This window comes from Polyangium sp. 15x6, assembly GCF_029960785.1.
Classification (GTDB): domain Bacteria; phylum Myxococcota_A; class Polyangia; order Polyangiales; family Polyangiaceae; genus Polyangium.
Window position 1 is genome coordinate 1 of sequence record NZ_JASBQE010000084.1, and the last position, 25,002, is coordinate 25,002.

At 68.4% G+C, this 25,002-nt stretch carries 22 protein-coding genes; 13 read left to right on the top strand and 9 right to left on the bottom strand.

Translation table 11 applies throughout. The annotated features are described in order from the left end of the window. From QHF83_RS39690 to QHF83_RS39700, 3 genes are all read right to left on the bottom strand, one after another. On the bottom strand, positions 1-1,479 hold a 1,479-nt coding region (locus QHF83_RS39690), incomplete at its 3' end, for a serine/threonine protein kinase (RefSeq protein ID WP_282423283.1). Between the two features lie 42 nt (positions 1,480-1,521). After that, on the bottom strand, positions 1,522-1,917 hold the full coding sequence (locus QHF83_RS39695) for an MAPEG family protein (protein WP_282423284.1): 396 nt from the start codon (positions 1,915-1,917) through the stop codon (positions 1,522-1,524). Between the two features lie 51 nt (positions 1,918-1,968). Continuing rightward, a complete protein-coding gene (locus QHF83_RS39700; RefSeq protein WP_282423285.1) occupies positions 1,969-2,256 on the bottom strand; it encodes a hypothetical protein in 288 nt (95 codons plus the stop codon). A gap of 9 nt (positions 2,257-2,265) precedes the next feature. Here QHF83_RS39700 and QHF83_RS39705 point away from each other — a divergent pair, with 9 nt between their 5' ends. Next, on the top strand, positions 2,266-2,862 hold the full coding sequence (locus QHF83_RS39705; RefSeq protein ID WP_282423286.1) for a hypothetical protein: 597 nt from the start codon (positions 2,266-2,268) through the stop codon (positions 2,860-2,862). A 26-nt stretch (positions 2,863-2,888) separates the two neighbouring features. Then, positions 2,889-4,001, top strand: coding sequence for a hypothetical protein (locus QHF83_RS39710; protein WP_282423287.1), 1,113 nt, complete (start codon positions 2,889-2,891; stop codon positions 3,999-4,001). Positions 4,002-4,010: 9 nt separating this feature from the next. Here QHF83_RS39710 and QHF83_RS39715 read toward each other — a convergent pair whose 3' ends face one another. The 3 genes from QHF83_RS39715 to QHF83_RS39725 form a co-directional block, all read right to left on the bottom strand. After that, complete coding sequence (locus QHF83_RS39715; RefSeq protein WP_282423288.1) at positions 4,011-6,107, bottom strand: hypothetical protein; 2,097 nt, start codon at positions 6,105-6,107, stop codon at positions 4,011-4,013. Positions 6,108-6,269: 162 nt separating this feature from the next. Further along, positions 6,270-7,430, bottom strand: a complete 1,161-nt coding sequence (locus tag QHF83_RS39720) for a hypothetical protein (protein WP_282423289.1) — start codon at positions 7,428-7,430, stop codon at positions 6,270-6,272. 74 nt (positions 7,431-7,504) lie between these two features. Beyond that, complete coding sequence (locus QHF83_RS39725; protein WP_282423290.1) at positions 7,505-7,852, bottom strand: hypothetical protein; 348 nt, start codon at positions 7,850-7,852, stop codon at positions 7,505-7,507. 164 nt (positions 7,853-8,016) lie between these two features. On the opposite strand from QHF83_RS39725, the gene QHF83_RS39730 reads away from it, so the two are divergent. Then, positions 8,017-9,180, top strand: coding sequence for an MFS transporter (locus QHF83_RS39730; protein ID WP_282423291.1), 1,164 nt, complete (start codon positions 8,017-8,019; stop codon positions 9,178-9,180). A gap of 103 nt (positions 9,181-9,283) precedes the next feature. After that, on the top strand, positions 9,284-11,116 hold the full coding sequence (gene glmS / locus QHF83_RS39735; RefSeq protein WP_348980513.1) for a glutamine--fructose-6-phosphate transaminase (isomerizing): 1,833 nt from the start codon (positions 9,284-9,286) through the stop codon (positions 11,114-11,116). Positions 11,117-11,158: 42 nt separating this feature from the next. Here the strand turns inward: glmS and QHF83_RS39740 are convergent, their stop codons facing one another. Next, a complete protein-coding gene (locus QHF83_RS39740) occupies positions 11,159-11,566 on the bottom strand; it encodes a DUF2795 domain-containing protein (RefSeq protein ID WP_282423293.1) in 408 nt (135 codons plus the stop codon). Between the two features lie 210 nt (positions 11,567-11,776). Here QHF83_RS39740 and QHF83_RS39745 point away from each other — a divergent pair, with 210 nt between their 5' ends. Together QHF83_RS39745 and QHF83_RS39750 are read left to right on the top strand one after the other, a co-directional pair. Beyond that, entirely contained in the window at positions 11,777-12,019 is a 243-nt protein-coding gene (locus tag QHF83_RS39745; protein WP_282423294.1) for a hypothetical protein, read from the top strand. A 162-nt stretch (positions 12,020-12,181) separates the two neighbouring features. After that, positions 12,182-13,480, top strand: coding sequence for a serine hydrolase domain-containing protein (locus QHF83_RS39750; protein WP_282423295.1), 1,299 nt, complete (start codon positions 12,182-12,184; stop codon positions 13,478-13,480). Positions 13,481-15,028: 1,548 nt separating this feature from the next. On the opposite strand, the gene QHF83_RS39755 is transcribed toward QHF83_RS39750, so the two are convergent. Together QHF83_RS39755 and QHF83_RS39760 are read right to left on the bottom strand one after the other, a co-directional pair. Then, the gene (locus tag QHF83_RS39755; protein ID WP_282423296.1) at positions 15,029-15,352 is read right to left on the bottom strand and encodes a four helix bundle protein; all 324 of its coding nucleotides are present in this window, start codon (positions 15,350-15,352) and stop codon (positions 15,029-15,031) included. Positions 15,353-15,879: 527 nt separating this feature from the next. Continuing rightward, complete coding sequence (locus QHF83_RS39760; RefSeq protein ID WP_282423297.1) at positions 15,880-16,230, bottom strand: hypothetical protein; 351 nt, start codon at positions 16,228-16,230, stop codon at positions 15,880-15,882. A 238-nt stretch (positions 16,231-16,468) separates the two neighbouring features. Here QHF83_RS39760 and QHF83_RS39765 point away from each other — a divergent pair, with 238 nt between their 5' ends. The 7 genes from QHF83_RS39765 to QHF83_RS39795 all read left to right on the top strand — a co-directional run bounded on the left by QHF83_RS39765 (position 16,469) and on the right by QHF83_RS39795 (position 24,962). Continuing rightward, entirely contained in the window at positions 16,469-17,551 is a 1,083-nt protein-coding gene (locus QHF83_RS39765; protein WP_282423298.1) for an AraC family transcriptional regulator, read from the top strand. Positions 17,552-17,623: 72 nt separating this feature from the next. Then, a complete protein-coding gene (locus QHF83_RS39770) occupies positions 17,624-18,805 on the top strand; it encodes an acyl-CoA dehydrogenase family protein (protein ID WP_282423299.1) in 1,182 nt (393 codons plus the stop codon). 12 nt (positions 18,806-18,817) lie between these two features. Further along, positions 18,818-19,957 carry an acyl-CoA dehydrogenase family protein gene (locus QHF83_RS39775; RefSeq protein WP_282423300.1) on the top strand — a complete coding sequence of 380 codons (1,140 nt, stop codon included), beginning with the start codon at positions 18,818-18,820 and terminating at the stop codon, positions 19,955-19,957. Between the two features lie 118 nt (positions 19,958-20,075). Beyond that, on the top strand, positions 20,076-21,230 hold the full coding sequence (locus tag QHF83_RS39780) for an STAS domain-containing protein (protein ID WP_282423301.1): 1,155 nt from the start codon (positions 20,076-20,078) through the stop codon (positions 21,228-21,230). A gap of 25 nt (positions 21,231-21,255) precedes the next feature. Next, positions 21,256-22,470, top strand: coding sequence for an acyl-CoA dehydrogenase family protein (locus tag QHF83_RS39785; RefSeq protein ID WP_282423302.1), 1,215 nt, complete (start codon positions 21,256-21,258; stop codon positions 22,468-22,470). Between the two features lie 11 nt (positions 22,471-22,481). Then, positions 22,482-23,627 carry an acyl-CoA dehydrogenase family protein gene (locus tag QHF83_RS39790; protein WP_282423303.1) on the top strand — a complete coding sequence of 382 codons (1,146 nt, stop codon included), beginning with the start codon at positions 22,482-22,484 and terminating at the stop codon, positions 23,625-23,627. 9 nt (positions 23,628-23,636) lie between these two features. Next, positions 23,637-24,962 (top strand): hypothetical protein, encoded by a 1,326-nt coding sequence (locus tag QHF83_RS39795; RefSeq protein ID WP_282423304.1) that lies wholly within the window; start codon positions 23,637-23,639, stop codon positions 24,960-24,962. Positions 24,963-25,002 lie beyond the last annotated feature (40 nt).

The window sequence follows — 25,002 nt, forward strand, 5'->3', positions numbered from 1 at the left end:
GGCCGCGCCCGGCGGCGCAGGGAAGGGCGCGGCGGCGGGCGGCTCCGCGAACGGGGCGCTGAGCGGCGCGGCCGAGGCGTCCGCGGGCGGCTGCGGCGCGCCCGCCTCCGGGAACGTCGGCATCGAGACGGGCGGCGCGGTGGGGCCTCCGGGCACGAGCGGCGGAGGTACATCCGGACCAACCACGGGCACGGGCGGCGTCGTCGTGGAGGCCAAGGTCTGCGGCGCGGACAAACCTGGTGAGGACGTTGGCGCCGCAGGCGCGAACTGCGGCGCCGAAGGACTTCGCGAGGAGTTCGGTGCAGCAGCAGGGACCCCTGGGGGGTGTGGGGGGCGCAGGGCAGCCTCCGGCTGCGCGAGCCCCCCACCGAGGCCTGGGGGGTGTGGGGGGCGCAGTGCAGCCTCCGGCTGCGCGAGCCCCCCACCATGGGAAGACAAACCTCGCGAGGAGTTCGGTGCAGGGGACGCGAACTGCGGCGCCGACAGACCCGGTGACGAGGACGGCGCCGGCGGCACGGCGCCCATCGGCGGCGCGATCGGCAGCGGCGTCCCCAGGGCGTTCACGCTCGGGAGCGAGCCGCGCGCGGCGTCCGGCGGGCTCGGGGGCGCGGGCGCCGCCGGCATGCCGCGGCCGCTCGCGACCGACTGGAACGCCTCGGCGAGCTCGCGCATCGACTGGAACCGGTCGTCGGGGTTCCTCGCCAGCGCCCGCTGGAAGAACGCGTCGAGCGCGGGCGGCAGATCCGGCGCGAGCGAGGTCGCTGGCGGCAGGCGCGCGGAAAAGACCTGCACCATCACCTCGGCGAGCGTGTCGCCGGGGAAGGGGATCTTGCCCGTCAGCGCGCGGTAGAGCACGACGCCGACGGACCAGAGATCGCTGCGAACGTCGGTCTTCTTCGAGCTCCGGAGCTGCTCGGGGCTCATGTAATGCGGCGAGCCCATGAGCTCGCTGGTCTTCGTCGCCTCGCCGAGGGACATGTCCGTCTCCTTGGCGATGCCGAAGTCGAGGATCTTCACGACCTCGACCTCGTCGTCGTCGTCGCGCGCGAGGAAGACGTTGCCCGGCTTGAGATCGCGATGGATGACGCCCCCCTCGTGCGCCTTGCGCAGGCCGCGGCTCATCTGCTGCACGATCGGCGCGAGCGCCGCGAGCGAGAGCCGACCCTGCGCGAGGATGCGCTCCTCCAGGCTCTCGCCGCGCAAGAGCTCCATCACGAGGTACGGCGTCTCGTCCTCGATGCCGTAGTCCTGGACGGCGACGACGTTCGGGTGGCGCAGGTGCGCCGCCGAGCGCGCCTCACGCTCGAAGCGCGCGCGCGCGGCCTGGGACGCGGCCGACTCGGTGGAGATGAACTTGATCGCGACGTCGGTCTGGAGCGTCACGTGCCGCCCGATCCACACCGAGCCCATGCCCCCGGACGCGAGCGGCCGCTCCAGGCGGTATCGCCCCGCGATCACGGTCCCCGGCGCAAGTAGCATCGAACTCTCCGGCCCTCCTCGACGCGGTGGCCCCGGAGCCTATCACAGGAGGTTCGTGATCACGCCGTAGATCGATCCGATGAGCAGGCCCATGTTGCCGAGCATCGTGATCCCGAAGCCCGGCCCACGCTTGTCCGCGGCCTGGTAGTAGCCCCACGCGAAGACGATCCGGCCGAGGATCCAGACCGCGCCGAGCCCCGCGGCGACCTTCGGGCTCGTGAACAGGGCGCACATCCACAGGCTCGGGAGAAACAGGATGATCTGCTCGACGGTGTTCTGCTGCACCCGGAGCACGCGCTCGAAATCGGGGTTCCCGGAGGTCTGGGGCGCCGGGACGTTGAATTTCGTGCGGGCACGGCCGACGTTGATCGTGAGCACGAAATACGTCACGAGGGCGACGATCGTCACCAATGCGGGCAGGGCGAGGTCTTTGGACATGGCGCGTTGTACCGCTGCGCGGGCCTCGGGGGAAAGTCCCGCGTGGCCCGCTCAGCCCGTGCCGCCTTGTCCCTTCGGGGGCTCCTCCCCGCCGGACTTCCTTTTGGCGCGCCGCGCGGAGAGCTCGTCGAAGAGCCCGAACACCCGGCTCTCGAGGTCGCGCGGCAGACCCGCGTGGAGCTCGATCTCGTCGCGCGCGGCCTCGCGGAACCGATGGAGGAGCTTGATCGTCGATTTGCGGAGCTGGTTGTTCTTCCCGTCGTTCTGGGCGTCCGCCTCCGCGGAGGCGCGCGCGGAGAGGAGCTTTCCGATCGTATCGCCCGCGCCGACGAAGCCCATGGCCCAGTCATGGAGCGTCTTGCCATCCGGAAGCGGGAGCGATTTCAGATCGGGCTCGAGCTCGGCGAGCTTGGATCGGTTCTTTTTCGCGGCGGCGGCTTCTCGGTGAAGGTGGACGAGGAGGGCCGCGTGGTCGACGTGGCGTCGAAGGGCGTGCCCCATGCGGATCTCGCGGCGTGCACGCGGGTCGCGCTGCGAGGCATGACCGTGCCGGAGGAGCTGCTCGGGCTGCGCAAGCTGCGTCTATCCGAGTCGACCGCTCCGGAGAACGGACAAACGCCGGCCGAGCGTGGGCTCGTCGGGCACCCTGCACTCGTGGCCGTGGCGATCGCCCTCGCCGATCTCATCATCGAAGCAGGCCCCATCATCACCGTGTGCGCCGCTTCGCTGGAGATCAGCAAGGCGGATATTGTGGAGACGATTCAGAAGAGGCCAAGGTGGGAGGAGATGTGTAATAAGAAGAGAACGGAGTGTCTCGGGACCCCTCTCGCGGATCAGCCCGGTGACGTCGAGGGCTCTTCGATGTGCGAGTATTGTCGTCGAATCTGCTTCCAAGACAAGGGCAAATGGCCAAAGCAAGCCGGCGGTAGGTCATGTGAGTTTTGACTGCAAATGGAATCAATCGAATGAGTATGAGTAAGCAAGAAGAGGCGCGTGCGCAGTTCATGGCTCTCGCCAAAGCCATCGATCGAGTTTGGCTCGATACGCGACGCAGTGGCTTCACCGACGTTGTGCGCGAATACCGACGGGTCGAGGCGGAGTTCGTGGCGCGATTGAACGACGATGCGCATTTCGTGCTCGAAACGAGGCGACGCATCGCGGAGGCCATTTTGTGTGCAGCACACGACCATCATCCACCCTTGGAGGTCTGCCGCGAGGCCTGGAACGATCTCGTTCGCCTCGGCTTCACGGACCTCTTCACGAGGCGTACGATGACTTGGTTCTACGCAGACTGCTGCAGGTACGACGAGCAGTTCGAAGAGGGGCTCGCCGTGCTCGCCCCCCTCATCGCCGAGCTCGAGCGCGCGCTCGAAGAGAACAAAGTGGCACAGAAATCCACCGGGTCCTACGAGCAGGAGCTGGAGACCCTGTGCGACCTGAAGGGCGCGCTCCTCGCCCAGCAAAGGGGCCTGATCGATCCGGAGCGAAGCACCCGGCGGCTCGACGAGGCCAACCCTCCCACCCCGGAAGAAGAGAGGAGCGATGCGCTTTGGGACGAGTTCTCCGAAGCGTGTCTCGCCGTCTGGAAGACCTTCGCGCGGACACGGGAGCGGAGCTTCGCCGACGTCGCCGCCCACTACAGGCGGGTCGAGGCGGACTTCACGGCGCGCGCCCGGGAGGACGAAGCCGCCCAGGACCTTCTGCTCAGCGTGAAGAAGGACATCGCCGACGCGCTGCTCAAGGCAGCCACCATGCTCGAACAGCCCTTCGAGGTATGCCGCGAGGCTTGGGACGAGGTGGTCCGCCTGGGCTTTCCGGACCTCTGGGAACAATGCCAGATGGCAGGTATGTACGCGGGAGCCTGCTTGCGCACGCACAAGCCCGACGAGGGCCTCGCCGTGCTCGAACCCCTCATCGCGGAGCTCGAGCATGGGCTCGAAGCGGAGCTTCGGCGACGGAGCGAGGCGCGGGCGAAGGGCGAAGTTCCCATGCAGGCAGGCCTGACCCCGAAGTATTACCGAGACATGCTCCGTTCTTTCGTCGAGCTCAGGGACAAGCTCGAAGCGCAGCGCAGAGGCGCGTGAAGAACCCTCTCACGGGCCGAAGGCGGCGCCGATCTTCTCCCAGACGGCTGGCGCGACGCCGACCTCGAGGTGCCCGAATGGGACGCCCTCCTGCTTCGAGCGGGAGGCCTTCGCATCGGCTGTCCAGCCCTGCGTGAGCTGATCCCGGGCGGCGATGCTCACGTCGAAGAGCACGCCGTCGCCTTTCGGATCGCAGGTGGGGCACTCCATGCCGTCGATCTCGAAGATCGTGCCGGGCGCGCCGGGCTTCTGGCCGTGCACCACGTAGAGAGATTCGAGGTCGGGGCTCAGGCCGTGGTTCTTCAATCGCTCGATGAAATTGCCGCCCATTTCCATGACGGCCTCGATGCCGACGCCGTCCATGAGCGTGTACGTCGCGTACCCGAACGAATAATCCTCGGCGTGCGTCGTGTCGTAATACGCGTGCTTCGCCTTGCAGGGCGAGGTTTGCGGCTCGTAGGCGGTGGCGCGGCAGGTGATGTGCGCGTCGTCGTCGTCGATCCACCCGCCGGTGCCCCACGCCCCGGCCGGGTTGTAGCCGAGCTTGTAGACGCTCACCCAGTCGCGCCACTTCGTTTCGTCGGTGTCGAGCTCGGACCAATCGTACGAGGCAGGATCATCCTGCCGGTTCGGCAAGGGGTAGAAGCTGCGCAGGTCGTAGGCCGTCTGGAGCTGCCCGAGGTAGGCCGAGACGTATGCGCCGGACGCGTCGATCGAGCCCCACATCGCGTGGTTGTACTGATCGAAATCGAAGTCCGCGCCGCTCACGCCCTCCGCCACGTTGAGGGCCTCGAGGCTCTTCTCGGAGACGGGTTTGCCCTCGGCGTCGAGGCCCGTGATGTTGGAGCTGTAGATCCGATTGAAGTAATCGGGCCACGTCGCGCCGCGGTTCTCGCAGGCCGAGTAGGCGTAAGGGTTCGGGAAGATCGAGTTCGGCCCGGAGGCATATCCGAACGTCACGCATTGCACGGCGCTCATGAAGCCCCAGGTCACCGGGCCCTGGCCGATCGGCGCGGCGTCGGGCGTGCTGTAGATGATGAGGTTGTTGAACGGGTGGCGGAAGTTCAGGTCGATGCCGAGGTGAGGGCCGGAGAGCGCGACGTACGTGCGCACGTCCTTGCGGAAGGCGGGCACGTTCTTCGCGGAGTCCGCGGCGACGCGCTCGAAATGTTTCGAGCCCCAATCCTTCCAGCTCGAAACGTTCGAGAGGTAGAGGTCGGCCGAGAGGACGCCCTTGCTCCAGGCCACGATGTCGACCTTGGGCTGTCCCACGAGCGAAGCGACGCGGCGGATCACGTTCGCCAGGTTCGTCGCCTGGTTGAAGTTGTCGCCGTGGAACGTGCCGAACGTGAGCGCGTACGTGCAATGCCCGCGCTCCTCGAGCCATTGCACGAAGCCCGTCTTCTGCGTCGTGCCCGGGTACGCGTTGCCCGCGCCGTCGTCGCCGCCGGGCAAGAGCCAGACGTTGCCGTTCTGCATGGCGCCGTGCACGAGCAGCACGGGCGTCTTCGTCTTGTCACAGGAGAGCGACGCCGTCTTCGGGCCGTGGTGCAAAAGGACGAACCGCGCCTCGGGGCGCATCGGCCCCTTCTTGCCGCAGGCCGGCGCGCCCGATTTCCCCACCTCGCCGGCGCACGCGTCCTTGTAATGGATGTTGAAGCCGTCGACGAGCTCCTGGTTGAGCGCGCCGAAATACGTCTTCAGCTTGTACGTGTCGTCCTCGAACGTGTCCTCCCAGCGGAGCTTCTGCGTGCGGACGTTGTAGCCCTCCGTGCGGTAGCGCTGGAGCCCCTCGACGAGCTCGATCTTGCCCCACGACCAGGACGGCGGGGTGATCTCGCCGACGACGCGGTAATCGTCGACGTATTCGCCGGCCGCGGGCGGATCGAAATAGGCGTCGTAGGCCGGGTCGAACGCATCCGCAGGGGGATACGGCGCGCTGCCGCCCTCTCCGCCCGAGCCGCCCGCGCCCGAGCCGCCGGGCCCATTCCCGCCCGAGGCGCCCTGGCCTCCCTGGCCGCCGGTCGCCTCGGGATCCGGGGTCGGGCCGCAGGCCGCCGCCAGAAGCAAAACAAGCACGCCCACGGAAACCTCACGCAATGCCATGGCAAACCTCCACCGTAATCGTGTCGAGGGTAGGCGCGTGGGGGCAGGAAGGCAAGCGTCGTCTGCGGCGGTGCAACACGCGCCGCAGACACGGAAATGAAGGTTACGATGCGAGAGAGGTGAGAGGATTGCTGCGGTGCAGCAAGGACGCCGGGCGGGGGTTTACTTGGCGTCGGGGAGCGGAATGCGCACGACGCCGGGGATGCCGCCCGTGTTGTACGTCGTGTGCGCCGAGTTCGTGATGTAGAGGAAGCGGCCCTTGCTCGTCTTGCCGATCGCAATGGCGGAGGGCTCGTAGAAGCCGTCGCCCTCGGAGAGGACCTGGGTTTCTCCGGTGAACTGCACGCGGACGATCTTGTGCGCGGCGCGCGCGACGACGAGCAGGCTCACGTCCACCGGATCCTCGATCAGGCTCTCGACGCCGCCGAGCAGCGCGCAATCGGGGCCCGCGACCGGGCCGCCGGGCTCGAACGAGACCGCGCCGCCCCCGGCGGGTACGAACCCGCCCTGGTAAATCGTCGCCCGGTCGGCGTTGGTCCAGAAGAACGAGGCATCGACCATGCTGGTGCCAGAGGCGACGACGCTCGTGATTCCCCTCGGTACACCCTCGCCGTACGCGCAAGCGGACATCTGATCGCCCGAGAGGTCCTTGCTCGGTCCAATCGTCGTGCCCACGGCGCCGCCCGGCTCGATCACGGTGAACGTCGCGGCGACAGGGGCCGTCACGAAGCCCGAACCGAAGTTCGCGAACGAGATCGTGCGCGGGTAGGTCAACGTCTCGGTCCCCGGGACCCACGTGGCCTCGCCGCCGCCCGGCGGGAACTTGTAGACCCCCGCCTGGAACTGCTGCGGATTTTCGCTCTTCACCACGACGTACACGTTCTTGTTCGCGTCGATGCCGACGCCCTGCGGGAACGCGAGGCCGACCGGCCCCGGAATCGTGCCGTAATCGGTGACGGCGCCGGTCTCCAGGTCGAGCTTCACGACCTTGGGGTTCACCGAGTAACTCACGTACGCCGTGGTCCCGTCGATCGCGATGCCCTCCGGCAGCTCGCCTTGCACGGGGTCGAACTTCACGACCTGCTCGGGGGCCACGGGGTAGACGATCGCGCCGCCGCCCTTGCCGCCTTCGCCGCCTTCGCCGCCCGATCCTCCCGCCGCGCCGGAGCCGCCGTCGCCGCCTTCGCCGCCTCCGCCGGTCGGGTTGTTGTTCGAGCCGTCCGCGCAGGCCACGGCGAGCGAGGCGAGCGCGACGCCGAGGAACGAGAGAACCACGCGCCCGAGCGGGCGCTCGATCGATTGCCGATCGTTCTTCGATTTCATGAAAAGACCCTCCAGCCGGGGGAGGCTACCAGCCGGCCAGGTCGGGCCGCAAGCCGCGTGTCGGGAGCCCTGGATCAGGCGAGCTCGAGCTTGCCGTGATCGTCGCAATGCCCGCCGTGCGGGTGATGCAGGTGCCCTCCGACGAGGTAATCGAGGTGATCTCCGTGCGGGACCCCCTCGTGCCCGCACGCAGGCCCGTGCACGTGGCTCTGCTGGTGCTCGCCGCAGGCGTGCGAGGGCGTGCATTCCGCGCGGTTCGCCCCGTTCACCGCAATGACGTGCTCGTCCGTGTGATCGCCGTGCGCGTGGTGCAGGTGCCCGTCGTGCAGGTAATCGGTGTGCCCCTGGTGCCGGATCGCCGTGTGTCCGCAGCCTTCGCCGTGTTCGTGAGCGTGGCTGCCGTGCGTGGGGTGATCGTGCATCGCTTTCCTCCTTCACACTGCCTGGCGCTTTCGATCGGAGGACGGTACCCCCGCGTTCGCCGAGGCCCCATCGCGGGAATTTCCTGCGCTCGTCCAGGCGCGACCATTGATGTCCGGCGCCGTGTTGCGGTGGCCCGTTCGGTCGTGCAGAGTGCGCGCCGCACGTGCCCGGCGTCGTCGCGCTCCGCCTCTACTACCTCGCGAACTTCGCGGTGCTCGGCGTATATTTGCCGTTTTTCCCGCCCTGGCTCGCCGCGCGTGGCATCGAGGGCGTGTCCTTCGGCCTGCTCATGGCCGTGCTTCCGGCGATGAGCGTGATCGGACCGCCCGCGTTCGGGCTCGTGGCCGACGCGCTCGGCCTGCGGGGCCACCTCCTGCGTATCGCGTGCGCCGGGGCGTTCGCCGGGTTTGCCGGGGTCGCGGCGCTCGCGGCGGGCGGGGGCGGGAGCTTCGCCGCGCTGCTCCTGCCGGTCGTCGTTTTCGGGTTTTTCCGCTCCCCCATGACCATGATGGGCGACGTCGTGGCCCTCGAAGCGGCCCGCGAGCGGCAGGTGCCCTACGGCTCGACGCGCCTCTTCGGCTCGATGGGGTTTCTCGTCGCGGCGGTCCTCGCCGGCGAGCTCGAGCCGACGTCCGCCGTCGAGATCCCGCTCGCCATCGCTGCGCTCCTCCTCGTCACGCTCGGCGCCACCTTCGCGCTCCCCTCCCGCGTGCCCGTCCCCGCGCGGCCCTCGGCGGCGCAGATCCGCGCCCTGCTCGCGAGCGCCGACGTGCGCCTCTTCCTCGCCGCCACGTTCTTCGCGCACGCCGCCTTCGCCTGTTACGACCAGTGCTTCTCGCTGCACCTGCTCGCGCGGGGCGCCACGCCGCGGAGCATCGGCGTGGCCTGGGCCGTCGGCGTGTTCGCCGAGGTCGTGCTCATGGCGAACGCGCACGCCCTCGCCGCGCGCGTCCGCGCCCCGGTCCTGCTCGCCGTCGCGCACGGGGTCGCGGCGCTCCGCTGGATCCTCATCGCGTTCGTCCCGGGCTTCTGGCCGCTCCTCGCGCTCCAGCCCCTCCACGGCATCGCCTTCGGCCTCGCGTGGGTCTCGGCCCTCGCTTACGTGAAAGATCGGGCACCCAAGCACCTTCTCGGAACGGCGCAGGGTGTGTTCGTGGCCACGGTCTCGTCGGGCTCCGTCACCGGCATGCTGGGCTGGATCCACGTCTATCGCCGCGGGGGCGGGGCCCTCGCGTTCGGGGGCGCCGCGCTCGTGTCTGCGATCGCATGCGGGATCGCGATCGCCTTCGCGCGCCGCACGCATGCGGGGCGGAACGCGGAGTCCTGACGCACCGAACCGCGGCCGGCGTCGAAGTTTTTTCGCTCGGAGCCACGGCTCGGGTTACACCTCGGCAGCGGCGCGCGTGCCGCTCTCCGAAGCGAGGCATCCGATGTGCGGGATCGTGGGATACGTCGGGACGCGGCATGCGGCCCCCATCATCGTCGACGGGTTGCGGAAGCTCGAGTACCGGGGGTACGACTCGGCCGGCGTCGCCATCCATGACGGTCGTTCCATCGAGATTGTGCGGACGCTGGGCAAGCTCGTGCGTTTGTCCGAGGCGCTGGAGAAGCGGCCCCTCGCGGGCTCGACGGGCATCGGGCACACGCGATGGGCGACGCATGGGCGCCCGAGCGAGGCGAACGCGCACCCGCACTCGGCCGGGCCGGTCGCCGTCGTGCACAACGGCATCATCGAGAACCACGTGGCCGTGCGGCAGGAGCTCGAAGCCGAGGGCGTGAAGTTCCTCTCGGACACGGACACGGAGATCGTCGCGCACCTCATCCACCGCGAGCTCTCGCGCGGGAAGAAGCCGCTGTTTTCCGCGGTGCAGGCGGCGCTCCGGCACGTCGTGGGCGCTTACGCGATCGCGGTGGTGTCGCGCGAGGAGCCGGACGTGGTGGTCGCGGCGCGGCATGGTTCGCCGCTCGTCGTGGGCCTCGGCGAGGGCGAGATGCTCTGCGGCAGCGACATCCCGGCGCTGCTTTCGCACACGCGCTCGATGATCTTCCTCGAGGACGGGGACGTGGTGGAGCTGCGCGCCTCGGGGGTGCGCTGCGAGACCGTCGCCGGCGAGGTCGTGACGCGCAAGGCGAAGCACATCGACTGGAGCCCGGTGCAGGCCGAGCGCGGGGGCTACAAGCACTTCATGCGCAAGGAGATCCACGAGCAGCCGGAGGTCGTGGAGGCGACCCTGCGCGGCCGGATCGACCTCGCCGAGGGCGACGTCTACGCGGCCGAGATGGGCGTGCCGCCGGAGGTGGCGCAGACGATCCGGCGGGTGTACTTCGTGGCCTGCGGGACGAGCCACCACGCGGCGATCGCCGGTCGTTACTGGATGGAGCAGCTCGCGAAGGTGCCCTCGGTCGTGGAGCTCGCGAGCGAGGTGCGCTACCGCGAGCCGCTGTTCTACCCGGACGATCTGGTGATCGCGGTGAGCCAGTCGGGCGAGACGGCCGATACGCTGGCGGCGGTGAAGGCGGCGAAGGCGGGCGGCGCGCGGGTCCTCGCGGTGGCGAACGTGCTCGACAGCGCGATCCCGCGGGCGGCCGACGGCGCGCTCTACACGCACGCGGGCCCCGAGATTGGCGTGGCCTCGACGAAATGCTTCACGACGCAGCTCGCGGCGCTCCTCCTGCTCGCGGTGTACATGGGCCGTCGGCGCGGCGCGCTGCCGCAGGAGCGCGCGCAGAAGGTGCTGCAGGCGCTCTGGGAGATCCCGAGCCACCAGCGCGAGATCCTCGGCGACGCCGATTACGTGCACGCCATGGCGAAGAAGCTCGTGCACGCGAAGGACGTGCTCTTCCTCGGCCGCGGGCTCGGCTTCCCGATCGCGCTCGAAGGCGCGCTCAAGCTGAAAGAGATCTCCTACGCGCACGCCGAGGGCTACGCGGCCGGCGAGATGAAGCACGGCCCGATCGCGCTGATCGACGAGCAGCTCCCGGTCGTCGCGGTTTGCCCGCGCGACGCGCAATACGAGAAGATGCTCTCGAACCTGCAGGAGGTCCGCGCGCGCGAGGGTCAGGTCATCGCCATTGCGACGAAGGGCGACGAGCCGATGCTGGAGCTCGCGCAGCACATCGTGTGGATCCCGAAAGCGCCGGACGAGGTGCTCCCGCTCCTCACGGTGCTGCCGCTCCAGCTCATTGCGTATTTCGTCGCGAACCTGAAGGGCAACGACGTCGACCAGCCGCGCAACCTCGCGAAGACGGTCACGGTCGAATGAACACGAGGGGGCACCCCTCTCGCGAGGTGCCCCCGGCCGGCCTCAGGCCGCTTTCTCCTCTTTCTCGCCGCCGCTGAGCCCCTCTTCCTTGAGGGCGCCGCTCACCGCCTGCACGATGTTCGCCATCGAGGGGAACTCCTCGTCTTCGAGATCCTCGATGATCTGGCGAAGCGCGACGGGCTGCCCCTTGCGATACTCGATCTCCTGGTTGCCCGCCCGCGCGAGCAGGTCCTGCTTCGTCACGGGGAACTCCAGACCGGCGAGCGCCTGCGTGATCGCGCCGATGCCGAACGCCGTCCCCTCGGGCGGTCCCGGCTTGTCGTACGCCTGCCCGCGGACCTCCTTCCGGTCGCGGAGATCCCGCTGATGTTGAACCTCCTTGCCGCCGAGGTGCCCCGCCTCCTGGACGGTCATCGTGCCCTTGCTCTCGTCCTTGTTTTTTTCGGCCATGGTCTGTCTCCTCGTGTGGCGTTCGGCCAGCCGGATGCGGCGCGACTCGGCCTCGCCGCTTTCGTTGGGCACCAAAAGACCCGCGTCCAGGGTTTGGCCGAGTGATCCATTGAGGATGCGCTCGGCGCGTCGCATGACGGCGGCCCGGTTCGTTCCTCGCCCCTCTTGCGGTCCGCCCCGAGGCGGGCATGAGACCCGTGGAGGAACCTCATGGCCCAGACGTGGAACCCCGGGGAACGAAACGAGCGAACGTCCCAGCCCGAGAAGCCGAGCGGATGCACGCCGGCCGACGAGCCCGAGCACGGCAGACCGCCGGTCGCATGGGAAGGGGAGACCCGGGTGCTCGAACCGAAAACGGCCGCCGACGAGCTCGTGGACGAGGCGTCCGAGGAGTCCTTCCCCGCCAGTGATCCGCCCGCCTGGACGCCCACGAAATCCGCCGGCATCAAGTGAGCGACCATCCCGATTCCATCCCGCTCCAAAACCACCCACCCCCCCGACGTGGAACTTGCTGCCCACGTAAAGGTCGGCAAAATGTTGCGCTTGCGCGCGGACACGACCCGTGTGCCCGCGTGACGCTTCCATCCCCTCCGCTGACGAAGAATCTCCCTTCTTATGGGCAAGTTCACGTCCTCCCTCGATCGCCGCCGACTTCTCCAAGGTGTCGGGTCTCTGCTGCTCGCCTCGGCGTGCTGCCCGGAGCCTGCGTCGCGCGGCGCGGACACGCCGAAGCCGCTCGCGTTTTCCACGGGGCCGCTCGCGCTGGACGCGCCCGAGAACGTCGGTATGTCGTTCGATCGGCTCGAGGACGTGTTCGCGCGCCTCGAGCGCCGCGTGAACGACGAGGCTTTCCCGGGATTTGCGGCCCTCGTGGCGCGACACGGCAAGGTCGTCGCGCAGCACGCCTATGGCAAGAAGGTCCGCGGGAGCGTCGACCCCGTGACGCTCGACACTTTGTTTGACCTCGAATCAATGACGAAGGTCATGTCGACGGCCATTTCGACGCTCGTCCTCGTCGACCGGGGCAAGCTCGGCCTCGACGATCCAGTCGTCAAGTACCTGGCGGCGTTTCAGGGGTCGGGCAAGGAGCGGGTGACGGTACGTGACATGCTCCGGTATTCGTCGGGGCTGCCGCTCGACAACCATTTCTTCGACGAGAAGCCGGACGAGATATGGCGGAAAATGGCAGCGACACCGCTCGAGTATCCTCCGGGGACGAAGGTCGGATACAGTGACCTCACGTATCGCCTGCTCGGCAAACTCGTGGAGGCGGCGTCGGGCACGACGCTCGACGTGTTCGCCCGCGACGCCGTGTGGAGGCCGCTTGGAATGGTCGACACGACATACAATCCCGCGGCGGCGCTGCACCCTCGGATCGCGGCGACGGGCGCCACGCAGCGGCGCACCGCGGTCGTGCGGGGCGCGGTGCAGGACGATCAGGATTTCTTGCTCGGCGGGGTGTGCGGCTGCGACGGCGTGTTTTCCACGGTGAAGGACGTAGCGACGTTCTGCCAGATGGTGCTCGGCGGTGGCATGTACGATGGGACGCGTATCCTCGGGCCGGAGCTCGCGGCCGCGATGGTCGCGAATCAGACGCCGTTCGTGGACGTGCGGAAGACGGACACGTCGCCGCTCGAAAACCTGGTATCGACGCCGAAGGGGTATGGCTGGGAGCTCTTCACGCCGCGGTTCTCGCCCGGCGGGACGCGCTTATCGCCGGGGGCGTATGGCAAGTCGGGGGGCGCGGGCACGTACATGTGGATCGATCCGTCGCGGCAGCTGTTCGCCGTCCTGCTCACGAACCACGGGCTACCGGTGCCATTCGACGAGCGTGGATGGAATCGGCTCCTCGATGATACGAGCTGCGTGGAGTTTTTCGATGGTGTCGTCGGAGCGGTGACCGACGAAGCGTGACGAGGTTTCCGCGACCGCGCGGGGGGCGAAACAGGGATGGTGCGCCGCGCGCGGAGGTCGTTCGGGCGATCGGGAGAAGCGAGCGTTTGGTTCCCGTCGCCGTGAGGGCGCCGGGCTCGTCGGCAACGGCTGGGGGCTTCGTCGAGATGCTCGCTGCGCTCGTCGGCAACGGCTGGGGTGGTTGTCGAGATGCTCGCTGCGCTCGTCGGCAACGGCTGGGGTGGTTGTCGAGATACTCGCCGCGGTTGTCGGCAACGGCCGGGGTGGTTGTCGAGATGCTCGCCGCGGTTGTCGGCAACGGCTGGGGTGGTTGTCGAGATGCTCGCCGTGCTCGTCGGCAACGGCTGGGGTGGTTGTCGAGATGCTCGCCGCGCTTGTCGGCAACGGCTGGGGTGGTTGTCGAGATGCTCGCCGTGCTCGTCGGCAACGCCCGGGGCTTCGTCGACGGGCTCGCTGCGGTTGTCGGCAACGGCCAGGGGCTTCGTCGACACAGATCGTGGAGGTCGGAGGCGCGCCGGTCGGTGGTCGGATACGACGCGGGCCCGTCGCGCACGGACATTGTGTGTCTCACTAGCCTGTGAATTCTCTTGCGCGGCTCCGCCCTCGCCGTGCACAAGGATCGCCAGGAACAACGCAGGCCCGCGCACAGCGCCACGGGGGTGGCTCGGTATGGCCTGCGGGAACGGAAGGGTCCTCCCATGGCCTGGCTTCCCTCGACGCGTCCGATCGGCCGGACGTGCGATGCGTCATGTCGTCATCGCAATGCATTGACCATTGGGTTCATCGCCGCGCTCGTCGCGCTGTCGCTCGTTTCGTCCGGGTGCGCCTCTTCGCGAGACGCCGCCATGGCCAGATCTTCGAGGCGCCGAACGTCATCCACGTCTGCGTGCGTCCGCCGAGCGTGCCGGAAAACCAGCGCTCCTGGGCGATCACCTCCAACGGCTCGCCCATCTTCGAGGCGCGGAAGGTGGACCTCGCGCGACGCGAAGGCAGCCCCGTCTATGTATTCGATATCGGAGCCCCTCGAAAAAATCGCGCAATTATTACCGATTCCGTACCATCGACTCGAATGCCCGGCGCCGCCGAAGCCCCGCGTCGTCGCGCCTGCTCGGGCGCGACCAGACTTTCGAGGCGTCGCCATGCCGTGATGAAGATTTCTTGCACCACATCCTCCACGTCGCGGGGAGGGATGGCCTGGCCGAGAAGGAGGCGACGCAAGCAATCGCGATGTTCGAGGTAAAGGCGCCCGAGGAGGGCGTGCGCAGCCGTAAAGTTTGCCGGCGGCGGATGGAGGGGTATCGTAGCCATACTCATGACTCCGGTCTGGTCGGGGTTGTGGGGAGACGCCGGTCGGTGTTGCAGCGCCGGCTGGCGTCGCTTGTTTTGTCTCACGGCTCGGTGCGGAAGACAATCCCCAAAACGCGGAGATTGGTTCGTCGCCGGAGGACCCGCGCTCCACCGCGAATGGCGCGATGTGCGGTGTCATGGGCGCTGAGATCCAGGCCGTTCGTGCGGGCCGCCCTGGGGGAGGACGGCCCGCACGAACCATTATCGCCGCGTGAGCCGATGCAGGGTACCGACGAGATGGTCCAGCTTGTTGCGCAGCTCCTCGTCCACTCTATCCACGTATCCGAGTGCTTCCGCCACATCGAGGCACGCGCGCACCTCTGCCGCCGAGCCCATGGCCGTGTGCCACCGAGCCCGCTCGTTCCTTCCCTGTGAATACGCGCCCTCGCTCAAGTTCAACGGGACACTCGTCGCAGCCCGCCGCAACTGGTCCCCCAGGTTTGGATCCTTCGACCCGACCCGCTCCATCACTGGCCGCAACATCCTGAGCATCTCGATCGCCACGCCATAGATCCTGAGCACCATTGTTTCCTCCGAATCCCCGACCGGGGACCCCTGCCCCCGGCCCGCGCGCGGAGGAAGGCGAAAGGCTGCGAGGCGAAGCCTCGCACCGCGCGGAGCCGCGCGGAGCCGCGCGCAGCGAAGCGAGCACGGCGAGCACGGCGAGCACGGCTTGGCCTTTCGCCTTCCGAGCACGCGGGCACAATCGCCCCCCCCGGACGAGAAGAAAGGAGAAGCGCTCCAGCAGCAGCAGCAGCAGCAGCAGCAGCAGCAGCGGCAGCAGCAGCAGCAGCAGCAGCAGCAGCAGCGGCAGCAGCAGCAGCAGCAGCAGCAGCAGCAGCGGCAGCAGCAGCAGCAGCAGCAGCAGCGGCAGCAGCAGCAGCAGCAGCAGCAGCGTCAGGATTCATCAATGCGTCAAACGGCTGGACCGAGCCCGCTCTCTTCGACGTCGACCCGTGGGAGTCGGAGAACGACTTTGGCGGCGCGGGCAATGTGGCGGGGGATCTCGTCGATCCGGCGTTCGTCCTGCCGGCGTGCTCCTGACAGGCCTTTTACGGGCACGGCTGGAGCGTGCACGACGTCGCCGTCGTACAGTCCCAGCACTTCGTCGACGGCAGGAAGGGATCGTTGTATTCGGGGCAATCGTAACGGAACTCCTTGTAGTAAGCGGAGAAATCGCCGTCGGAAGAGTCGTACCGCCAATCACATTCGCGGTTTTCCCAGCCCACCACCACCGTGAACGTGTTGTCGCTGTAGAAGGTCCGAACGCGACCCGAAGGCCGCACCGCCTGCTCCGCGGTGGCGACGGGGCCTTCGTCCACGGCCGCACCTTCCTCGGGCGCACCCAGACAGGCCATGAGAGAAAGCGAGAGACCCAGACCAGCGAGAATTTTCTTGAGCATGACGATTCCCCTTCCGTCACCCGACACGCGGTCGGGTGGGATACGAGCGGCGAACGCAGGCACGAGAGGCAGCCGATCCGGCGCGCCCCGCGCTCTTTGCGTTCATCGATGCAATCGAGGATGCCTGCCCTCCCAGGATCCCGCCAGTGTCCGCCTGCGACAATGTTGTTGCGTCCGCCGACATCGCGGCAAGAAATCAACGCCGACACCCGTCGCGCTGGTGTTATGGACAGACGTGATGGATCCGTACACGACCGCGGAAGAGGCGCCCAGCCAGACAGAGCCGCGCGAGCGCGCCCGATCGCTCCGCGCGCCGGAGGTGACGAGCACGGTGCACGCAGGCGCCTTCCGGCACGTCGTGAGCGTCCTCGAGGGCGCTGGCCTCGACCCACGGCCGCTCCTCGCCGCGGCGGGCGCCTCCGAGGCCGAGCTCGCGGATCCCGATCAGCGCGTCCCCATGGCTCGGTACGTGGCCTTGTGGCGAATCGCGGCGCCACGCTTCCCGAAGGGCTCGCTCGGCCTGACCTTCGGCGCCAGCTTCGAGCTCGATCACGGCAATTTGCTCACGTACATGGCGGCGCACGCTGCCACGCTCGGCGAGGCCGTGCTGCAAGCCGACCGCTATCGGCATCTCGTTCATGAGATGCTGCTCCCTGCCCTCGACCTTTCGGGCGGCGACGCCCGTCTCCGCCGAGCGCTGCACCCATCCATCGGCCGGATCGGCGCGATGGCGGAGTCGATCGCAGCCACCTGGGTGAAGAGCCTCAGCATCTACGTCGGCGAGGCCTTTCGGCCGCGCGAGGTCTGGTTCCAGCACGCGGCCCCGCGTGATCTCCGCCCTTACGACGATGCATTCCGCTGTCCGGTGCGCTTCGAGATGCCCGAGACCCGGATGATCGCCGATCGCGAGGAGCTCGATCGGCCCCTTCGCCTCGCCAATCCGCGCCTCCGCGCCTATCTCGAGGAGCAGGCCCGGATCCAGCTCGATGGCCTCCCGCACGACAGCGGGCTCGCCGATCGCGTGCGCCGCCTCCTCATCGAGGAGCTGCGCGGCGGCGCCCCCTCGCAGGATCATATCGCGCGGCGCCTCGCGCTCAGCCCGCGCACCTTGCAGCGCCGCCTCAAGGAGGAGGGCGTCGTCTTCAACGATCTCCTCGACGAGCAGCGCCGCGCTCTTTGCGACCGCTATTTGCAGGATCGATCCCTCTCGATTCAAGAGATCGCCTTCCTCCTCGGCTACACGGAGCGCAGCAGCTTTTATCGCGCCTTCCGCCGCTGGACGGGGGGCACCCCACAGGAGCTGCGCAAAACGGACCTCTGAGCGCCCCGCGACGGACACGAGGGCCTTCCCTCCGGCGCCCGTTCGCACTATGGACGGACGTCGGAGAGCCTGATGGACCTGTCCTTCACCCCCGAGCAGATCGCCTTCCGCGACGAGGTCCGCGCGTGGATCCGGGAGGCCATGCCTCCGCGCATCCGCGAGAAAGCGGACGTCGACGGGCATTTCGAGCACGATGAAATCATGGAGTGGCACCGGATCCTTTACGCGAAGGGCTGGGTCGCTCCCCATTGGCCCGCGGAATGGGGCGGCGCCGGGCTCGACGTCACCCGCCGCTTCATCCTGACCGAGGAGCTCGAGCTCGCCGGCGCCCCGGCGCTCTCTCCGTTCGGACTCACGATGGTTGGACCGCTCATCCTCCAGTTCGGGAGCGACGCGCAGCGCAGGCGCTTCTTGCCGAAGATCCTCGCGGGCGAGGAGGTCTGGTGCCAGGGGTATTCGGAGCCGAACGCCGGAAGCGACCTCGCCTCGCTCAAGCTCTCGGCCGAGCCCGACGGTAAGGGCAACTATATCTTGAATGGGCAAAAGACCTGGACGACGTACGCGCAGTACGCCGACTGGATCTTCGTGCTCGCGCGGACCGACAAGACCGCGAAGAAACAATCGGGCATCAGCTTTTTCCTCGTCGACATGAAGACGCCCGGCGTCACGGCGCGGCCGACGCTCACGATCGCCGGGACGCCCGCGTTCTGCGACACGTTCTTCGAGAACGTCGTCGTGCCCGCGGAGAACCTCGTCGGCCCGCTGCACGGCGGCTGGACGCTCGCGAAGGCGCTGCTCGGCCACGAGCGCACGTACATCGCGGCCGTGGGTTTGTCGACGCGCACGCTCCGGCGTGTCAAGCGCATCGCGGCGGCGACGAAGGAGAAGGGCGTGCCGCTGATCGACGTGCCGGCGTGGCGCGCGCGCATTGCCCGGATGGAAATCGAGCTCTGGGCGCTCAAGATGGCGAATTACCGGGCGATCGCCTCGGCCGAGCTCGGACACGCGCCGGGGGCCGAGTCGAGCATCCTGAAGATTCGCGGCAGCGAGATCATGCAGCAGATGTACGAGCTCGCGATGGACCTGATGGGGCACGATTCGCTCTCCTGGCACAACGAGCCGGGCACGATCCCCGAGGCCGAGGCCTCGATTCCCCCGCAGTTCAATTACGCGCGCGCGGCCAGCATCTACGGCGGCAGCAACGAGATCCAGAAGAACGTCATCGCCAAAGCCATCCTCGGCCTGCCGAGCTGACGGGGACTCGCCATGAACTTCGACCTCACGCCCGATCAGAAGCTCCTCGAAAGCACCGTGGCCTCCTTCGTCAAGAAGGAGTCCCCCGTCACGCGATTCCGCGCCCTCCGGGAAGACCCCGTCGGCTACAGCAAATCGCTCTGGAAGACGATGGCCGAGCTCGGCTGGATCGGCCTCGCCTTCCCCGAATCCGCGGGCGGCCTCGGCGGCTCGTTCGTCGACGTCGCGATCCTCCTCGAACAGTTCGGCGCGGGGCTCCTGCCCGAGCCGTACGTCGCGTCCGTGCTCTCGGCGGGCACGGCCATCCTGCGCGCAGGCAGCGCGGAGCAACACGAGGCCTTCCTCGCGCCGCTCCTCGCCGGCGACACGAGCCTCGCGCTCGCCTGGGCCGAGCGCGGCGGTCGTTATGACCCGACCTGGGTCGAGACGGCCGCCACGAAAAAAGGCGACGATTACGTGCTCCAGGGCGAGAAGATTTTCGTCCAGAATGGCCACGCCGCGGATGTGATCGTCGTCTCGGCCCGCACCGCGGGCGCTCCGGGCGATAGCGACGGCATCTCACTCTTCGTGCTCCCGCGGGAGACCGAGGGCCTCCGCATCACGCCGGTGAAGACGATGGACGGGCAACGGGCCGCGATGATCAAGCTCGACGGCGTGATCGTCCCGGGCGCGAGCCGCCTCGGGCCCGAGGGCGCGGCGGCGCCCGTGCTCGACGAAATCATGGATCTCGGCGCCGCGGCCGCGTGCGCGGAGGGGCTCGGCGTCATGCGCGCGGCCCTCGCCATGACCGTCGACTACCTGAAGACGCGTGAGCAATTCGGCATGAAGATCGGCACGTTCCAGGCCTTGCAGCACCGCGCGGTCGACATGTTCATCCGCACGGAGCTCGCGAAGAGCACCTCGATCCTCGCGAGTATCAAGGTCTCGGACCCGGATCCGGCCGCGCGCCGCTTCGCCGTCAGCGCGGCGAAGGTCGAGCTCGCCATTTGCGGACGTTACGTCACGCAACAGGCCATCCAGCTCCACGGCGGAATCGGGATCACGGACGAGCACGATATCGGCTTGTATTTCAAGCGCATGCACGTCCTGAACGCCCTCTTCGGCGACGAGGAGCATCACCTCGCCCGATTCGCGGCGCAGCCCGCGTTCTGAGCCCATACGCGCGCGCCCCGGCGCGCTTGGGCACGTCCCGGTCCCCTCATTCAGGATTGGCCCGAGCAGCCGAGCGCGTTCCGGACGCGTATCGTGCAGCATTCACCGGGGGGTGATCATGACGGACGTTCTTTTCTCGGGGGGCCAAGTCCCTGATCGACAGAACCGTGATTCCATTGTCGCCTGCGAGGTCGGCGGCGTGTCCGTGTCCTTCGACATGCAAAAAGGCATGGTGTCATGTGGCGGCCATCCGTCCGTGATCATGTGGACCGAGACGACCGTCGCTGGCCTCATGCTCGGCCTTTCACGGATGGTGGGCGTCGAGCGATTCAACCTCGCGTTGCAGAGCGGCGGGCGCGACAGCGTCGAAGGAGATTGGGCGCACATCGCCGGTTTCGCCACGTTCGAAGAAGGGTTTGCCTCCCTCTCGGTCATCGCGGCGGCGGCGGGCTGGGGGCTCTGGGAGGTCGTCTCGCTCGATCGCGCCGCCGAGGTGGGCCGATTCCGCTGCAAGAACGGCTGGGAGGCCAGTTACCAGCGCGCTCTCTCCGCGTGCTGGGGCTCGGGCATGATGGGCGGCAAGTTCGCCGGGCTTTGCACGCGCCTCTTCGGCAAGAATTGCTGGGCGCAGCAGGTCATGTTCCAGGCCCGGGGCGACGAGGCGGACGAGTTCATCGTGCGCCCCTCGGATCGCACGGTGGAAGGGGATCTCGAGCATCTGCTCGCCGCGGACGCCGCCACGCGCGCGGACCTCGCGGTCGCGCTGGAGCGGCTCCGGCGGGAGGTCGAGGAGCGCCGCGTCACCGAGGACGCGCTCCGCCGCACCGAAAAAGAGAATGCCTTCCTGATCGAGCAGCAGGCGAGGACCATCGCGGCGCTCTCGACTCCCATCATCCAGATATGGGAGGGCATCTTGACGTTGCCCATCGTCGGGCAAGTGAGCGCGGCGCGCGCGACGACCATCATGCAGGCCTTGCTCCACGAGATCGTCCAGCGCGGCGCGCACTATGCGATCCTCGATCTGACGGGCGTCGATACGCTCGACGCCGAGACGGCCGACCACCTCCTTCGTATCGTGCGCGCCGCGGAGCTGCTCGGGGCGCGCGCGATCGTGAGCGGCATCCGGCCGAAGGTCGCGCAGACCATGGTGGAGCTCGGCGTCGATCTCTCGGGGCTCACGACGGTCGCGGACCTCGAAGAGGGCCTCAAGGCCGCGCTCCGTTCGATGGGCGTACGCGCGCCGGGGCCGCGCGTGGCCTCTTCGCAGCGGTAAAACCTCGTGGTACCATGCGTTTCGCATGGACCCGACCCGAGACACCGAAGGCAAGCGTGACCTGCGCGAGCGGGCGCGAGCGTTTTTCCGTGACAACCGCCCGTCCGATCCGGGCTTCAAGCTCCCGCAGACGTTCCTGGAGGTCGAGTCCGAAGAGCAATTCCTCTGGCTCGAGGCCTGGCAAAAGCAGGTGTATGGCGCGGGCCTGCTCGGCGTCGAGTGGCCCGTGGCGTATGGCGGAAAGGGTTTGCCGGCCGGGTCGCAGCGCGTCGTCGCCGAGGAGATGGGGCGCGCCGGCGTCCCGTTCATCGTGAACCGCATCGGCCTCGACTGGGCGGGCCCGACGATCCTCGCGGTGGGCACGGAGGAGCAGAAGCAAAGGTACCTGCGGAACATTCTCTCCTGCGACGAGGTCTGGTGCCAGGGCTTCAGCGAGCCCGGCGCGGGCAGCGACCTCGCGAGCCTGCGCACGAGCGCCGTTCGGAAGGGCGATCATTACATCGTCAATGGCCACAAGGTCTGGACGACGCAGGCGCTCTGGGCCGATTTCATGATCCTCCTCGCGCGCACGGACTCGAACGCGCCCAAGCACGCGGGGATCAGTTATTTCCTGTTCCCCATGAAATCGAAGGGCGTGTCGGTGCGGCCGCTCGTGAAAATGACGGGCGAGGGCGGGTTCAATCAGGTGCTCTTCGAGGACGTCGAGGTCCCGGCCTCGTGCCTGCTCGCCGGGGAAGGCGACGGCTGGCGCCTCGCGGTCATGACGCTCGCGTTCGAGCGCGGCGCGTCCGAGGGCAGCGCCACGGGCGGGGCGCTCGCGTCGGGCGGCGAGGTCGCGCGGCTCGTCGCGCTCGCGAAAGAAGTATCGCGCGACGGTCGTCCTTCGAGCGAGGATCCCGTGATGCGGGATCGCATTGCGGAGCTCGCGATCGAAGAGGAAGCGCTGCTCGCATCGGCGCTCCGGGCGCGTGTCCCCGGGCTCGTCGAGGAGCGCCCGCTCGCGCTGCCGTTCCTGAGCAAATTGGTGGCGACCGAGTTCGGGCAAAAGCTCGCGGCGGTCGGCCAGGAGCTCGAAGGGCCGCTCGCGCAATATGCATTCGGCGCCGAGCGCGCGGCGGACGGAGGCCATTTCCAGCGGGCCTACATGAACAGCTTCGGCTTCACCATCGGCGGCGGGACGAGCGAGATTCAGCGGAACCTGGTGGGCGAGCGGATCCTCGGCCTGCCGAAGAGCACCTGAGGAGAGGGACCATGCAAACGACCGCTCGGATCCCCGACGATTTCGGTTATGGCGAGGAGCAGGCGCTCCTCCGGCGCGAGGCGCGCAAGCTGCTCGAATCCTCCTGCAAGACGGAGGACGTGCGTCGATGGATGGAGACGCCCGCGGGCTTCGACGAGGGGCTCTGGGCGCGGGCCGCCGAGGCGGGCTGGCTCGGGCTCGTGGTGCCCGCGGCGTACGGCGGGAGCGAGATGTCGATGACGAGCCTCGCGGTCCTGATGGAAGAAATGGGCCGCGTGCTCTCGCCCTTGCCGTTCGTCGGGACGCTCTTCGCGACGCTCGTCCTCCGAGAGGCGGCGGGCGAGGCGGAGAAGGCGCGGTGGCTCCCGCGGATCGCGGAGGGCAAGGTCCGCGGGGCCGTGGGGTTGGAGGAGCGGCGCGGGGGTTATCACTTCGGGCACGTCGAGGCCACGGCGCGCCGCGAGGGAGAGCGCATTCTGCTCTCCGGCGAGAAGGAGCTCGTCGTGGACGCGCCGAGCGCGGAGCTCCTGCTCGTGACGGCGACCGAGCCCGAAGGGCCGAGCCTGTTTGCCCTGCCGGCCGCGTCGCCGGGCGTGACGGTGTCGCCGGACAAACTCGTCGACGCCACGCGGCGGAGCGGGGCCGTGCGATTCGAGAACGTGGCGGTGAGCGACGCCGATCGGATCGGTGAAAAAGGCGCGGCGGTGTCGATCCTCGGCCGCGTGATGCCGCGGATCTGGACGGCGCTCGCGGCGGAGATGGTGGGCGGCGCGGATCGGCTGCTCGGCATGACGACCGAATACGCGAAGATCCGGCAGCAATTCGGCCGGCCGATCGGCGCCTTCCAGGCCGTGAAGTTCCCGCTCGTGGATCTGCTCGCCAAGATCGAGCTCTCGCGCTCGCTCGTGTATCGCGCGGCCGCGGCGATCGACCACGCGCCCGCGCAGGCCGAGAAGCTCGCGCGTATGGCGAAGGCGCACGCGTCGGATACGTACGCGTTCGCGGCGGCGAAGTCCGTGCAGCTCCACGGCGGCATCGGTTTTACCTGGGAGTGCGACGTCCAGCTTTATTTCAAGCGCGCGCAGTGGAGCCGCGCGGCGTTCGGGGACGCGGCGCACCACCGCAAGCGCATCGCGGAGATGGTGATCGACGGCTAGGAGGTGCGTTTGTCCGAGGACGGCTTCCGATTGCCGGAGACGCGCGTTCTTTTTTCCACGGTGGAGCGCCGGCGAAGGCGCGCCCGTGCCGTCGTGCGCGGCGCGCTCGCCGTTGCGGTCGTCGGCGCCGCTCTTTTCCCCAGGAGCGGCTTTCCCCTCTTCGCGAACCTGACCGTCGCGGGCATCGCGGCGATCGTCGCCGGGGATCCGGCGACGCGTCGCGACCCTCTGTCTCCCGGCTCGATTTCGATCGACGCGCGACGCGTCGTGGTGCGCGCCGAGCCCTCGGACGAGCGGTCGTTTCCACTCGACGACGTAGCCGAGGGCTGGCTGGAGGCCCCAGGCCGCGCGACGCTGCGCTTGCGCGATGGAACGGATATCGTCGTCGCCGTGCCGGACGACGAGATCGGCCATCGGCTCCTCGTGGCCGCGGGCGTCGAGGCCCGCGCGCGCGCAGTACGCGTCGCGCTCGCCAGCGCGGCGCAGCGCATACCTTGCGGCGAGATCGCGGGGGTGGTCGGCTTGCTCTGCATCACGCCGATCGCCGTGGTGCTCGCGTCGAGCGTGCTCATCACGTCGACGAAGAATCCCCGCGCATGGCAAGAGGCGCCGTTGTTCGAGTTCGGCATGTTGTGCGCGTCGATCGTGTTCTTCGCGGTCGCTGCCGCGCTCTTCCGCTTCATGCGTGGCCGGCAGGTCGTCGTCGGGACCGACGGCATCGTCTTTCACGGCTTCTTTGGTCGCAAGCTCGTCCCTTCGACCGAAATCGAGAGCGTGCAGCGCCATGCCTTTGGCGTCTTGCTCGGGCTGCGACGCGGAAAAACCCTCTTGCTTCCCGTGCGCGCCCGGGTCCGGGGCCCCCTGCCGCTCACGCCGCCTCCCGCGGTCGCGTACGATTCGAACGTCCTCGAGCTCGACGAAAACATCATCCGCCGCGAGATCCTCTTCCGGCGCCTCGAGGAGGCCAGCCTCGCGCGCGGGCAGAGCAACGCCGTGCGGCTCGACCTGGAAAAGCTCGATCAGCGGGACAAACCTTTTTCCGTGTGGCTCGACGAGGTGCGCCGTCTGCTCGCGGAGCGCGGCGGCTATCGCGAGAGCCGCATCGTGCCCGAGGATCTCGCCGTAGTCGTGGAGGATCCGGCCGCCTCGCCCGAGCGCCGCATCGGCGCGGCGATCGCGCTCTCGCAATCGAACGACGAGGGCACGAAGCGACGCATCCGGATCGCCGTGAAGGCGTGCGCGGATCTGGAGCTGCGCGCGGCGCTGGAAGAGGCGGCGCACGGGGAGATCATCCAGGCGCGCGTGGAAAAACTCCGGCAACGCTTCCGCGATTGAATCGATGAAATCAGCTGCCCGCTTCCGGGCATGACCGCTG